At 60.8% G+C, this 12,570-nt stretch carries 13 protein-coding genes and 3 pseudogenes; 4 read left to right on the top strand and 12 right to left on the bottom strand.

The window, feature by feature from the left end; genetic code table 11:
• Nucleotides 1-21 precede the first annotated feature (21 nt).
• A protein-coding gene (locus E6W36_RS09645; protein WP_222872457.1) for an IS630 family transposase occupies nt 22-965 on the top strand; the annotation gives its coding sequence in 2 pieces (ribosomal slippage) (nt 22-195 and nt 198-965; 942 coding nt in all).
• 187 nt (nt 966-1,152) lie between these two features.
• Here E6W36_RS09645 and ppa read toward each other — a convergent pair.
• The 12 genes and pseudogenes from ppa to xseA form a co-directional block, all read right to left on the bottom strand.
• Nucleotides 1,153-1,647, bottom strand: a complete 495-nt coding sequence (gene ppa / locus E6W36_RS09640; RefSeq protein WP_222872456.1) for an inorganic diphosphatase — start codon at nt 1,645-1,647, stop codon at nt 1,153-1,155.
• Between the two features lie 134 nt (nt 1,648-1,781).
• Nucleotides 1,782-2,396: an aspartyl/asparaginyl beta-hydroxylase domain-containing protein gene (locus tag E6W36_RS09635; protein ID WP_222872455.1), complete on the bottom strand. Its 615-nt coding sequence runs from the start codon at nt 2,394-2,396 to the stop codon at nt 1,782-1,784.
• A complete protein-coding gene (locus tag E6W36_RS09630) occupies nt 2,296-2,889 on the bottom strand; it encodes a tetratricopeptide repeat protein (RefSeq protein ID WP_222872454.1) in 594 nt (197 codons plus the stop codon). Before E6W36_RS09630 ends, E6W36_RS09635 begins: the two co-directional genes overlap by 101 nt.
• A 208-nt stretch (nt 2,890-3,097) precedes the next feature.
• Nucleotides 3,098-3,526 carry a TonB-dependent receptor gene (locus E6W36_RS09625; protein ID WP_222872453.1) on the bottom strand — a complete coding sequence of 143 codons (429 nt, stop codon included), beginning with the start codon at nt 3,524-3,526 and terminating at the stop codon, nt 3,098-3,100.
• A 244-nt stretch (nt 3,527-3,770) separates the two neighbouring features.
• Nucleotides 3,771-3,950 (bottom strand): annotated as a pseudogene (locus E6W36_RS23350) (hypothetical protein); the annotation flags it as partial.
• Nucleotides 3,951-3,970: 20 nt separating this feature from the next.
• The gene (locus E6W36_RS09615) at nt 3,971-4,516 is read right to left on the bottom strand and encodes a TonB-dependent receptor domain-containing protein (protein ID WP_222872452.1); all 546 of its coding nucleotides are present in this window, start codon (nt 4,514-4,516) and stop codon (nt 3,971-3,973) included.
• A gap of 542 nt (nt 4,517-5,058) precedes the next feature.
• Nucleotides 5,059-5,625 carry a hypothetical protein gene (locus tag E6W36_RS18780; RefSeq protein ID WP_246047490.1) on the bottom strand — a complete coding sequence of 189 codons (567 nt, stop codon included), beginning with the start codon at nt 5,623-5,625 and terminating at the stop codon, nt 5,059-5,061.
• A gap of 56 nt (nt 5,626-5,681) precedes the next feature.
• Nucleotides 5,682-6,029, bottom strand: a complete 348-nt coding sequence (locus E6W36_RS18775; protein ID WP_246047487.1) for a TonB-dependent receptor plug domain-containing protein — start codon at nt 6,027-6,029, stop codon at nt 5,682-5,684.
• A 980-nt stretch (nt 6,030-7,009) separates the two neighbouring features.
• Complete coding sequence (locus tag E6W36_RS09605; RefSeq protein WP_222872451.1) at nt 7,010-7,234, bottom strand: M23 family metallopeptidase; 225 nt, start codon at nt 7,232-7,234, stop codon at nt 7,010-7,012.
• Nucleotides 7,168-7,569, bottom strand: a complete 402-nt coding sequence (locus tag E6W36_RS09600; RefSeq protein ID WP_222872450.1) for a hypothetical protein — start codon at nt 7,567-7,569, stop codon at nt 7,168-7,170. Before E6W36_RS09600 ends, E6W36_RS09605 begins: the two co-directional genes overlap by 67 nt.
• 271 nt (nt 7,570-7,840) lie before the next feature.
• Nucleotides 7,841-7,957, bottom strand: coding sequence for a DUF2093 domain-containing protein (locus E6W36_RS22030; protein ID WP_342776636.1), 117 nt, complete (start codon nt 7,955-7,957; stop codon nt 7,841-7,843).
• A gap of 116 nt (nt 7,958-8,073) precedes the next feature.
• Nucleotides 8,074-9,480, bottom strand: a pseudogene (xseA, locus tag E6W36_RS23345) (exodeoxyribonuclease VII large subunit).
• Nucleotides 9,481-9,535: 55 nt separating this feature from the next.
• Between xseA and purD the strand changes: the two are divergent.
• The 3 genes and pseudogenes from purD to E6W36_RS09575 all read left to right on the top strand — a co-directional run bounded on the left by purD (nt 9,536) and on the right by E6W36_RS09575 (nt 12,397).
• Nucleotides 9,536-10,791 (top strand): annotated as a pseudogene (gene purD / locus E6W36_RS09585) (phosphoribosylamine--glycine ligase).
• Nucleotides 10,792-11,849: 1,058 nt separating this feature from the next.
• A complete protein-coding gene (locus E6W36_RS09580) occupies nt 11,850-12,182 on the top strand; it encodes an OmpA family protein (RefSeq protein WP_222872449.1) in 333 nt (110 codons plus the stop codon).
• The gene (locus tag E6W36_RS09575; protein WP_222872448.1) at nt 12,179-12,397 is read left to right on the top strand and encodes an OmpA family protein; all 219 of its coding nucleotides are present in this window, start codon (nt 12,179-12,181) and stop codon (nt 12,395-12,397) included. Before E6W36_RS09580 ends, E6W36_RS09575 begins: the two co-directional genes overlap by 4 nt.
• Nucleotides 12,398-12,570: the final 173 nt, after the last annotated feature.

The raw sequence follows: 12,570 nt of genomic DNA, 5'->3' as shown, positions 1-12,570 counted from the left end.
TGGTGAAGGAGGCCAGGATGGATGGGTCAGCCTTTGTCGATGGATTTGCGCAAGCGGCTTTTGGCGGCGATTGATCAGGGGATGAGTTGTCGCGCGGCGGCGGCCCGGTTCGGAGTCGCGCCCTCGACCGCGATCCGTTGGCAGGGGCAACGCCGGACAACCGGCGGCTTTGCTCCCAAGCCGCAAGGGGCGACATGCGTTCGCGCCGGGTCGAAGAGCGGCGGGCGGATATTCTTGCGATCTGGGAAGCGCGCAAGGACATCTCGCTTGAAGAACTGCGTATAGCGCTGGTCGAGATCGGCTTGCACGTCTCCGTGGCCGGGCTTCACCGCTTCTTTGCGCGCCACGGCATAACGCGCAAAAAGACTGGCCACGCGATTGAGCAGGATCGCCCCGACGTCCTGAAGCAGCGCCTGGACTGGTTCGAGGAACAGATCGACCTCGAACCAGAGCGCCTCGTGTTCATCGACGAGACGTGGACCGCGACCAACATGACCCGCAGCCATGGCCGCTGCCCGAGAGGCGAGCGCTTGCGAATGGGCTATCCGCATGGGCATCGCAAAACCACGACGCTGGTTGCGGGCCTGCGCATGACGGGCATGGTGGCACCGATGGTGCTCGACGGCCCGATCAACGGCGACTGGTTCGAGGCCTATGTTACCCAGGTGCTCGTGCCCGAATTACGGACCGGCGATGTCGTCATCATGGACAATCTGTCGAGCCACAAGCGCGCCTCGGTCCGCGAAAGGATCGAGGCGGCAGGCGCGAGCCTGATGTTCCTCCCACCCTATAGCCCCGACTTCAACCCCATCGAAAAGGCGTTCTCGAAGCTCAAAGCCATGCTCAGAAAAATCGGCGAACGCACCGTCAGTGGCCTTTGGGAACTCATCGGCAGGCTCGTCGATATCTTCCAGCCCAACGAATGCGCCAACTACTTCAGTTCGTGCGGATATGATCCAGACTGATCGACAAACGCTCTAGAGCGATTTCCAAGCAGATGGACTCATCTTCTGGTTAAGAAATCGCGGCAAAACAAAAGCATAGCCCAGCTTTAGCAGGCCCACCATGAAGATGGGCCTGCCGGCACCGTTGCAGTTCAGCCGATCATCGGCTTGACGGCCTTTTCAGCAGCGCGCGCCATGCCTTCCTGGATCATGCGGGCGGCTTCATCCGGCCGCCCCAGCGCACGACCTTCACCCACTTGCCTTTCTCCAGGTCTTTGTAGTGCTGGAAAAAGTGGCTGATCTGTTCGAGCATGATCGACGGCAGATCCTCATAGGTGCGCACGCCGGTGTAGAAGGGGTGCAGCTTGTCGACCGGCACCGCGATGATCTTCTCGTCGCTGCCCGACTCGTCCTCCATCAGCAGCACGCCGACCGGGCGCGAGCGGATGACGCAGCCCGGCACCACCGTCTCGTGGCTGACCACCATGATGTCAGTCGGGTCGCCATCCGCCGAGAGCGTATGCGGGATGAACCCGTAATTGGCGGGATACACCATGGAGGTATGCAGGAACCGATCAACGAACAGCGCGCCCGAATCCTTGTCCAGCTCGTATTTGATCGGATAGCCGCCCTGCGGAATCTCAATGACCGCATAAACGTCGTGCGGCGGGTTCGGTCCGGTCGGAATCTTGGAAATGTCCATGCTAGCGCATCCTATTGCTGCAGTGCAAAATCCACGCTTCCATGCCAACTCGGAGCATCATGTGCAACCTAGATCATCGGCGTACTCACCAGTCATGCCCATTATCGGGATGCACTCCGAGTTCTGCCGATACCTCAAAAACGTTGCAGAAAGAGGATTTCCTCAGGGGATAGATGAGGGTTCCATACATCAAAAATCAAGACGGCTCGTGGGGAGTCGCTGTTATTCCAGGCTTCATGCTCGATGGTGTCATCAAACGCGAACGGCTGGCCTTCCACCCACTGACGCGTCTCTCCACCCACTCGAAAGCTGCAGTTCTGAGGGACGACCAAAGGCAGGTGGATGATCGTTCGCGCATTGGTTACGCCAGTATGTGGTGGAATGTGCGTGCGCGGCGCGAGTATCGAAAAGAATGCACTTGGCGCGCGGTCTGCCAGATGTGCCAAAGGCAGGCTTTCCAGCAACTTCACAGTTTGCGGGCAGGCCTGGCACGCGTTTTCATTGCGACGTCCATACCGCCAAAGGTGGAGCGTGTTCCAGCGCTTCGAGTGATTCAGCTTTGTCCAGAGGTTGTCTGGAATTGCTTGTGGGAAGCTGACGTATGGCTCAAAATCATTCAGGCCATCAGCCTCCAGCCTGGTAAACTCTTCAAGTACACTTTGCCAATTTTCGGCAATGGTTGTAAACCACGGAAAGTACTCTTCTGGAAAAACTCGTCCGCTGGGATAAACGGAAAATAAAAGCAGCACACCGATTGACGTATACTGAACGACGACCAAAATAGACATCCATGAATGCCGAAGCTCGCCTTCTCTGTAATTTCGACAAATCAGCCAGACATTCTTCCATGTTATCATTTATATATGATTCATATTGTTTATGCTGCTCTGCGATACTTGTACGTGCGTGGCGGAGAATTTCTTCAAACTCCGGAGTATAATTCTGATTGCCACCAGTCAGTGCCAACAATGCACGCCAGTCGCGACAAGCGTCCAGTCCTTTGCCACGCCGTTCATAAAGCTGTGCTCTTCTGGTCAGCGCAGTAACATCACGTGGATCCAAGTTGAGCGCTTTATCAAGGCTATCGAGTTCCCCTGCATCATCGTTGGCCGCCCGCTGGGCCTTTGCCAGATTAACCAGCAACACACTGGCATGGGCGTCCGCTGCAACGGCACGTCGATGATAGTCACACGATAACTGCACCTCGCCACGTTGAAGGCAAATAATCCCGAGTGTGTTCAAGATTTGTGGATCGTTGGGTGACAGATCGAGGAGTTGCTGGAACAGCCGTGATGCAAGCGACAAGTCGCCTGCTTTTGAGCTTCCAAAGCCCTGAGGCGTAAGGCCTCTGCGTCTCTAGGCCAATGCATAAGCGCAACTCACAAGTTGGTGCCGAATTTAGGAAACATAACACATAAATCCAGAAAAGAAGGGGCCTTTTGGCCCCTTCTCAGTAGTCTTTATTTAAGTAAGCCTTAGAACTTAAGCTTGGCAGCCAAAGCGTAGCGACGCCCAAGCGGATCATAGGTCGAGGGTACGTATTTCCGCTATTGAAAGCGGTGGTCCCGATTGTTGACCCTACCACTGGTGGCTGGACGTCGGTAAGGTTGATGACACTGAAAGTCAGGTCGAGGTTTTCGTGCACGCTGGCCCGCAAGGTCAGATCCAAATAGTGACGTGCCTTGATGCGGCGGAAGTCTTCCAGAAACTGATCTGCAACTTCTGGCTCGACACTGACCGAGTCGACATAACGCCAGCGGAGAGACAAGTCATACTTATCGTAGCTTACAGTTGAGCGCATGTTGAAGGAGAATTCAGGCTGAATAGAGCCGGTTCCCCAGCTGGGCTGCCGCAGTTTACGCTGTACAAATCGATACACTCGCGATCAATGGCAGATGGCGTTGCCTGGAAGCGGTTAGATTTCGTCCAGTTGCCGTTGAACACAAAGTTCAGTCTGGTTGGCCCAACTTGGCGTTGATAAGAGGCTGTCAGATCGATGCCGTCTGTATTCACTACGCCAAGATTCGAGAGGACAAGTGGAACACCTGGCGTATCGGCCACATCACCGCTCAACTGACCGGTTGCGGGGTTACGCCTAATCGCCACGCACTCAGCTGTAATAGCTAGACTCGGGTTGAAGGCCGTGTCGAAACACGCGTCCAAGGCGTCCCCGATCGTGGGGTGGTGATGGCGTCGGTCAGGCGGATTTTATAATAGTCGATCGTCAACGCAAAACCTGGGAGATAATCTGGCTGGAAAACCCCGCCGATAGTCCAGGTTGTTGCCCGCTCGACATCAAGATCGGGATTCCCCGCCCGTCACGTTAACCTGGCCCGCCGAAGGTGCCTCGATCAGGCCAGCTGCCGCAAAGCCGGCAGGCCCCCTGCGCATTACAGATTGCCGCAATGGCAGCGTTGGTCTCAGGGGCCAGCGCGCCCCTTGCCCCTTGGCACGGATCGACGGCAAAGTTATCGAGACCGGTGGTTTGCGGGCTAAATAGTTCTGCCAAGTTCGGTGACCGGGTCGCTCTTTGCCAGTTCCCGCGGAGCTTGAAGCCCGAAACCGGCTCCCATGTACCGCCAGCTTTGTACGTGAAACTGGTGCCTGTTGTGTTGTAGTGTGAATAACGGCCACCGACCTCGACAGTCAGATTTTTGGCCAGGAAGCGATCCTCAACGACAGGAACAATCAACTCGCCGAAGGCTTCGTAAACATTGTAGCGGCCAGAGGTGTCTGGGTTCGCCGCCCCGTTACCCAAAACCTCTCCAGGTGTTTGAGACAGCAAGTCTGATAGGCTTGAGCCACGGTAGCCGCGATACTCCCCACCGATAGCGAAACCGACCGACGTCTCTGCGAATGGTGAGGTCACAGGGCGTCGCCGCTGACAACACCGCGTACTGTACCAAGGGAGGTCAGGGTAGAGGACGATGCAGAAACGTTCAGGAACGCGAACTGCTCAGGAGTTATTGACCCTTCTGGGCCAAAATGTTCAAAGGTACGCAGCCTCCCGAAGGATCAAGGCACGAATTCGGGTCGGTCGCGAGTATCGCTTGCCGCGCGCGTGACAGAATACCGTTACCCGACTGACGCTGGATGTTTTCACTTTCACCGTAAGTGCCGTAGATATCGAACGAAATCGCGTCGGTAATATCACCGCGCAAACCCGCCTTGATCTGGAAAAGCGTGGTCGTAAATTCTGAAAACGCGGCCCGCCCTCGGTAAAGCGGCGAGAGGCGTTAACGGTGACGGTTTGGTAATTTGGATCGTCCGGGTCCGTCGCGAGGGCCGCAGCATCGCATTGCGCCTGCGTGAAGCGCGGCGTGTAAAGACCACTACCTGCTGGCGCAGTATTGAAAGCGCAGAACTGATTGCGCGTCGTCGCAGACAAAAACGGGTTGCTGAGCGGTACAGTTACTGAAGTGTTGAAAAGACCGCTTGGGGCGATAATCGTCGAGACGCTGTTCTTGGAGAAGAGTGCTTCCGAATAGACTTCAAGGCCATCCGCGACTTCATAGCGGGCGGTACCGAAGATATTAAAGCGATTGTAGGGTGTCTGGAAAATATTGAACGGATTGAAGTTGAATGGCGTAAATGCCCTCCAATCACACCGGTAGTCGGATTAATGACCGTCAAGCCCAAATTGTTGACAGTCGGATTGGTATTAGGGGTTGTCGTACCGGCAATAACCGGGCGCGCACCCGTGAAACGCGTTGGCACCGTCGTCCCCGAACCACCTGCCGACCCGTCCTCAGAAAAGATGTTATCGACTGAGTATGGCCGATCGCCCTGGTATACCGGGTCGCTCTTCTGATAGCCGATGCTGAGCGCGACATTGCCGCGACCGTCATCGAAATTTGCACCGACCGTCAAGTCAACACGGAACTGGTTGCCGTCGCCGCGCTCCGTGATCTGGTCGGAGATATTGACCTCTACGCCAGAGAAATCACGCTTGGTCACAAAGTTAACAACACCCGACACAGCGTCCGCACCGTATGTCGTCGAGGCGCCGCCGGTCAGAATGTCCGTGCGCTCAATCAGGAGACAGGAATGTTGTTCAAGTCGACCTGGCCACCAAGGCCAGCCGGCACCAGGCGTGTATTGTTCAGAAGGACAATGTTTCTGAAGCTTCCAAGGCCGCGCAAGTTGACGAACGAGGCCCCGCCGTTGCCATTGTTCACAGCAGAGCCGACGCTTGGCACAATGCCGGGCAAATCGCGCAGCAACTCTTCAGCATTGGTCGACTGGCGGAACTGGATTTCTTCAGCACCAATAACACTAATAGGAGCAGCACTAACCAGATTAGGATTGCGAATCAATGAACCTGTAACGACAATGGTGTCGAGATTTGCCTCGTCTTTAGTGCTTTGCGCGTCTTGCGCCAAGGCAGCACCCCGCCCAAACCAACAGCGATAGCAGCCAACGCAGTGCACGCACTGTACCGGGCGATCATATGTCTATGCAGTTTCACGTCGTTCATCCCTTTTGTTATTTTAACCAAGACTTTTCAAGCCGTACCGAGAGCGCCTGCGGAAGCATGACACGCCACACAACCCAAATCCCCAATGCCTGGCGGCAAGCACTTAACCTAGGTACCGACCGTTATTTCATTACCCTGTTAGGTCGCCAACGTTGTGTAAAGCCACCAAGCGACGAGATCGCTTAGCAGCAGCCACGCTGTGTTTTTGACAACAGTTTTGGACCAGTCTTGCGCTTTGTGCCGCTATATTGTAATTTTCTGTCGTAACGGCTCCACCGCTGCGCCAAAATGCCTGCAGTATGCGATAGCCGCCTACGCCAGGGATTGACATCAACTGAATTTTTGAAGGGCAAAAATTGCGCACCAGCCCACAATGCGCTGCATTGCCACCTGCAATTGATATCTATAGATTATAGTGAATTGCCCGATGCACCACAGGAGTGCCCATAATGCCCATTCTGCCCACCAAACCCGCTGCCTTTTGATTTTGTCGAGTATTTTTCACTCCAGCCCGTCTTAGCATGGGCGCAATCGGAATCTGCGGCGGCCACCAGCTCGGGTTCAGGTACGGGTACCGTGACAAAAGACCCCAAAACAAGATAATATGCAAAAGTGAAGAGCAGACTGGCTCATATATCAGGAAGAAAAAACGTGCTTGACTAAAAGCAGTGGGAGTTTTCCCAAGATGAGCACCGCCGTCAGACACACGAGATGCAGGCGCAAATTTCATCAGAACGAGGTAATTAATTTCAGGATTTTTACTCTCTATTTTTTGCAGAGTGTGGATTGTAATTTGCGCCTCACCGCGCTGTGGTGCGGTGTCCGCTGGTGGTCTGAGTCGGCATCGGCCCCAGCCCTGGAACGCGGGTCGGATCGACGCGCGTGTCACGCACCACCAGCCCCAGTGCAGGTGCGGGCCGGTTGCCCGGCCGGTCGCGCCGATCGCGCCGAGCCGGTCGCCGGCGGCAACTTCTGGCCGTCCGCCACATCGATGCGGCTCAGGTGCAGGAATTGCGAGAACAGGCCCTGGCCGTGATCGAGGATCACCAGCCCGCCCTCGAGCATGAAGTTGCTGCCGGCCAGACGGACGATGCCGGCTGCGGGCGCCACCACCGGCGTGCCCGTGGGCGCGGCGATATCGACGCCCAATGCGGCGCGCGCGGCACGCCGTTCAGGACACGCTGGGAGCCGTAGACGCCGCTGATTCGCCCAACCGCCGGCCAGACCCAGGGACTGCGCCAGGCGGTGCGCGCCATCAGCGCCGCGCGGGCACTGGCGATGCGGCGCGTCTCCTGCTCGCGGCGGGCCGCAAGCGCCGGCGGCATCGGCTGGCTGGTATCGAACTTGGGGCCGTTGATGCGCTCGATGCGGAAGTCTCTCGGGGCGATCTCCAGCGTGCGTGCCGTGACGCCGCCGTCGTCCGCCTCTGCGCGCAGGACCAGCACCGGGCCAGCCTCGCGCGGGATGCCGACGAGAAAGTCGCCGTCGTCGCCGACCAGGATCGGCGCCCGTCGACGCTGACATGCCGCACGTTCGGGGCGGTTTTCCCGAACAGCAGCCCGCCCTGCTCAAACGCGCCTTCCAGTACCAGGGCGGGTGCTGCCGGCGGGGTTGACGGTGAGGATGCCGGCGGCGGGGCGACCGCGACATTGGGGATCGGCTCGGAGGCGCAGGCAACCAGGGTCATGACCAGACCCAGCGTTCCCAGCCGCGCCTTCATGCCCGGCGCGCCCGCTGCGTCGCCGCTTCCGCCGAAGCATAGGCTTCCTGGCGTTCCTCCGACCAGTAGCGCAGCCGACCCAGCGGTACCCTCACGCCGGTGACGGCACACACGACATGGTCCCCGGGGACACCATGCGGAACGACCCGGAATAATAAATTAGCTTGGCCGGTTGGTCCGGCAGACCGCTGGTCTTGAGCATGGCCTGACTATAACGGCGAATAGCGCGTTAGAAAAGAGTCCCCTGTCCGCCCGGCGCTTTCTGCGGCTTGCGTGACACAGGCGCGGCAGTGGTGACGGCAATCCGTCCGTCCGCGAATTCGATGGACAGGCGGCCGGCCGCCTGCGCGGTCTTGCTGTCGGTCACCAGTTGCGCGTCGGCATCGCGCACCACGGCGTAGCCGCGCGAAAGCGTCGCCTGATAGCTGAGCGTGTGCAGCAGCCGTCCCAGGCCGTCGAGGTGCGTCGAGCGCCGGTCGAACTGGGTGGCTGCAGCCCGCGCCAGCCGCGTGCCGGCGTTGAGCACCCGCGCCTGCTGCGCCTGCACCTGCTGCGCGAGCAGCGCCGGCGACAGGATGCTGCGCTCGAAGCGCGCGCGGCGCTCGGCCAGCAGGTGCGCCAGCGCACGCGGCAAGCGCTCCGCAAGGTCGTCCGCCCGCTGTTGCGCCAGGCCCAGCAGGTGCCGCGGCGGCGGCAGGCCGCGCGCCAGCCCTTCCAGCCGCTGCCGCTGCTGCGCCAGCAGCCGCAGTGCGCCCCTGCCAGCCGCGTGCCCAGGGTATCGAGCGCCAGCAGCAGGTCCGCGCGCACGGGGTCGCCATCTCGGCGGCGGCGGTCGGCGTCGGCGCGCGGCGGTCGGCCGCGAAATCGATCAGGGTCGTATCGGTCTCGTGGCCCACGGCGGAGATCAGCGGGATCGCGCAAGCGGCGGCCGCGCGCACCACGGCTTCCTCGTTGAACGCCCAGAGATCCTCCACCGAGCCGCCGCCGCGCGCGACGATCAGCACGTCCGGGCGCGGCAGGTTGTCGGGCAGGGCGTTGAACCCGGCGATGGCGGCGGCAATCTGCGCTGCCGCCCCTCGCCCTGCACCGCGACCGGCCACAGCAGCACCCGGCAGGGAAAGCGATCGCCCAGACGGTGCAGAATATCGCGGATCACCGCCCCGGTCGGCGACGTCACCACGCCGACCACGCCCGGCAGATAAGGCAGCGGTTTCTTGCGCGCCGGGTCGAACAGCCCTTCGGCGGCGAGCCGTTTCTTGCGCTCCTCCAGCATCGCCATGAGCGCGCCGACGCCTGCCGGCTCCATGCGTTCGATCACCAGCTGGTACTTGGAGCGCCCGGGATAGGTGGTCAGCCGGCCGGTCGCGATGACCTCCAGCCCGTCTTCCGGGCGGAACGGCAGGGCAAGCGCCGCGCCTTTCCACATGACCGCGTCGAGCACCGCCGCATCGTCCTTCAGCGCCAGATACAGATGGCCGGAGGCAGCGCGCTTGAAGCCGGAGATTTCGCCGCGCACGCGCACGAGGCCGAAGCGCTCCTCCACTGTACGCTTGATGGCGCTGGCGATTTCGCTGACGCTGTATTCGGGCAGGTTGACGCCTGGGGCCGCTGGTTCGGTCATGGCTGCTAGGTGCATTGCCGGGCGCGGCTTGTCCAGTTATGAGCGCCGACCAACTGTCGGGAGCAAGCATATGAAGGTTCTGGTGCTGGGCGGCGGCGGCCGCGAACATGCGCTGTGCTGGAAGCTGGCGCAATCGCCCTGCCTGATGGCGCTGTACGCAGCACCCGGCAACCCGGGCATTGCCGCGCACGCGACCTGCATCGCGATCGACCCCGCAGACCGGCACGCCGTGCTCGCCTTCTGTCGGGAAGCGCAGATCGACCTCGTGGTGGTCGGGCCGGAGCAGCCGCTGGTCGCGGGTGTCGCCGATGCGCTGGCGGCGGCCGGCATCGCCTGCTTCGGGCCAAGCCGGGCGGCTGCGCGGCTCGAAGGCTCGAAGGGCTTCACCAAGGAGCTGTGCGCGCGCGCCGGGATCCCGACCGCCCGGTTCGTCCGCTGCGACAGCCTGCAGGCGGCGCGGGTCGCGATCGCCACGTTCGGCGCGCCGGTCGTCATCAAGGCGGACGGGCTGGCCGCCGGCAAGGGCGTGGTGATCGCGCAGTCCATCGCCGAGGCAGAAGCCGCTGCTGCCGAGATGCTCGACGGTCGGTTCGGCGCGGCGGGTGCGGAACTGGTGATCGAGGAATTCCTGACCGGCGAGGAGATCAGCGTCTTCGTGGTGACCGATGGCGAGACCGCGGTGCCGCTGATGGCCGCGCGGGACCACAAGCGGGTCGGTGACGGCGACACCGGACCGAACACCGGCGGCATGGGGCGTTCGCGCCGACCCGCCTGCTGACGCCGGACCTTGAGGCGCGCATCCTCGAGGAGATCATCACGCCGACGGTCCGCACGCTCGCGGCCGAAGGCACGCCCTACTGCGGCGTGCTCTACGCCGGGCTGATGCTGACGGCAGACGGCCCCAGGCTGATCGAATATAATTGCCGGTTCGGCGACCCGGAATGCCAGGTGCTGATGGTGATGCTGGAGAGCGACCTGCTGCCGCTGGTCTCGGCAGCAGCGACCGGCACGCTGCACGAGCAAAGCGTGCAGTGGCGGGACGGCGCGGCGCTGACCGTGGTGCTGGCGGCGCGCGGGTATCCCGAGACGCCGGTCAAGGGCGGCATCATCGCGGGGCTTGAACCCGAAGACCCGGATGTCACGGTGTTTCATGCCGGCACGGCGCTGCGGGACGGCGTGCTGACGGCCAACGGCGGGCGCGTGCTGAACGTGACGGCCCGCGGCGCGACCCTGGCCGAGGCGCGGACCCGGGCCTATGCGACAATCGGCCGTATCCAGTGGGCGGATGGCTTCTGCCGGCGCGACATCGGCGCGAAGGAAGCATGACCAACCGGCTTTGACAGGCTGAGACTTTAGGTTGAACCACACGTCATCGCGCGTTTGCACACACGCCGCTCACCCTGAGCTGGACGAAGGGCTGAGCGGCTCGTGGTTCGTCCAGGCTCACCACGAGCGGACTTTACAGCCTGTTCTGCGAAGAACGGAATGACGATTCCCCTGATGTCATCACGTTCTAGCAGGCTGCTGAAAAAGTGGTTTCTCAGACTCCAACCCTATGGCCGTCACCCCGGCGAAGGCCGGGGTCCATGGCTAATACGTTATATTCGTTGTGTATATATGCGCACATGGATTCCGGCCTTCGCCGGAATGACGAAGCGGAGCTGTATCTCCGCGACTTTTCAACAGCCTGCTAGAGTACCGCGCCGGGAGGCATGCTCGGGCACGCAGGGACAATGAGGAGGCAATGACGAGCCACCCGCAGCGCTTGTGATATTTGGTACACTTCGTAAACTGACAGGGTAATTCCAATGTGCCGAGGTCAGGCGTTTCCGCGTGATCTGATTCGTGAAACATGATCTAACCAGTGAAGCCGAGCCTGTGTTCCGTGACCGGCCAGGGCGATACCAGTGCATCGGCGGGTGATCGGACTGCGTGCATATCTTATGTGTGCGCAGGTCTTACCGTGGTTCCGGGGAGGGCAGGATGCGGCAGGTCTGTTTGGCAGCGATCATCGTTTCTTCGGCGGCGACGGCTGCCGCGCAGCAGGTCAATGGCACCGATCATCCGCTGGTCGGTCGCTACGAAGGCTCCAAGTTGTCGGGCTACGAACAGCGCCGCTTCGAGGCCCGCCAGTTCGTTTTCAAGGGCACGCCGGACCGCAGCCTGGTCGATGCCGACAAGCAGACCATCGAGGGCAAATCGACCGTGCTGGCCTATTCCGGCCCCGGCGACCGCTCGTCGCTCGAGGTCTTCCGCAACTATCAGGCAGCCCTGGTGGCCAAAGGCTTCACCCAGGCCTATGTCTGCGAAAATGTGCAGGGACGGCCAAAGGGCTGCCCTGACCAGCGCCAGATCAAATATGCCGTCTTCCCCTGCCAGCCACCGTGCTGGAAAATGGCAACTGCTGGGACAACGCGCGCTATGGCCTGTTTCGCAAAGGTGCGCAGGCGACGGTCGCCCTCTATGTCGAGGAGTGCAAGAACAAGGTCTTCAACCCGAAAGTCCTCATCAGCGTCTCCGAAGCTGCCGCCATGGAGACGGGCAAGGTCACGGTGCCAAGCGCGCAGGACATGGCGCGCGCCTTTGGCAGCGAGGGCCGAATCGCACTCTACGGCATCTATTTCGATACCGGCAAGGCCGAGATCAAACCGGCTTCCAAACCGACCCTGGACCAGATTGCCGCCTTGCTCTCGGCCGAGCCCGGCTGGCGCTGGTGATCACGGGCTACACCGACAATGTGGGCGGCTTCGACGCCAATGTCATGCTCAGCAAGCGGCGCGCCGACGCCGTGGTTGCGGCACTGGTGCGCGACTATCGCATCCAGCCTGCCCGGTTGACCGGCTTTGGCGCGGGCATGACCGGCCCGCGCGCCCCGAACACCGATGAGGCCGGCCGCGCGAAAAACCGCCGGGTCGAACTGGCGCCGCGCTGAATTCCCGCAATTCCAACACTTGACGTTTTGACGACTTCAGCTTGAGCCTCACGTCATCGCGAGCCAGCAATGCTGCCGTGGAGATCCATGCAGTTACGGTGCCAGTTTACTAAATACACTTAATAGCAAGCTGCGATAAGGCTCACTCATTCCCTCCCCTCCCGTACGCGGGA

Source organism: Hankyongella ginsenosidimutans (assembly GCF_005144965.1).
GTDB lineage: Bacteria > Pseudomonadota > Alphaproteobacteria > Sphingomonadales > Sphingomonadaceae > Hankyongella > Hankyongella ginsenosidimutans.
Note: the sequence above shows the minus strand (reverse complement) of the source record. Positions and strands in the feature narration are given on the sequence as shown.

Bases quoted from the DNA above. Each gene is read 5' to 3' on its own strand.
- ppa (WP_222872456.1), bottom strand. From the start codon at position 1,647: ATGGACATTTCCAAGATTCCGACCGGACCGAACCCGCCGCACGACGTT.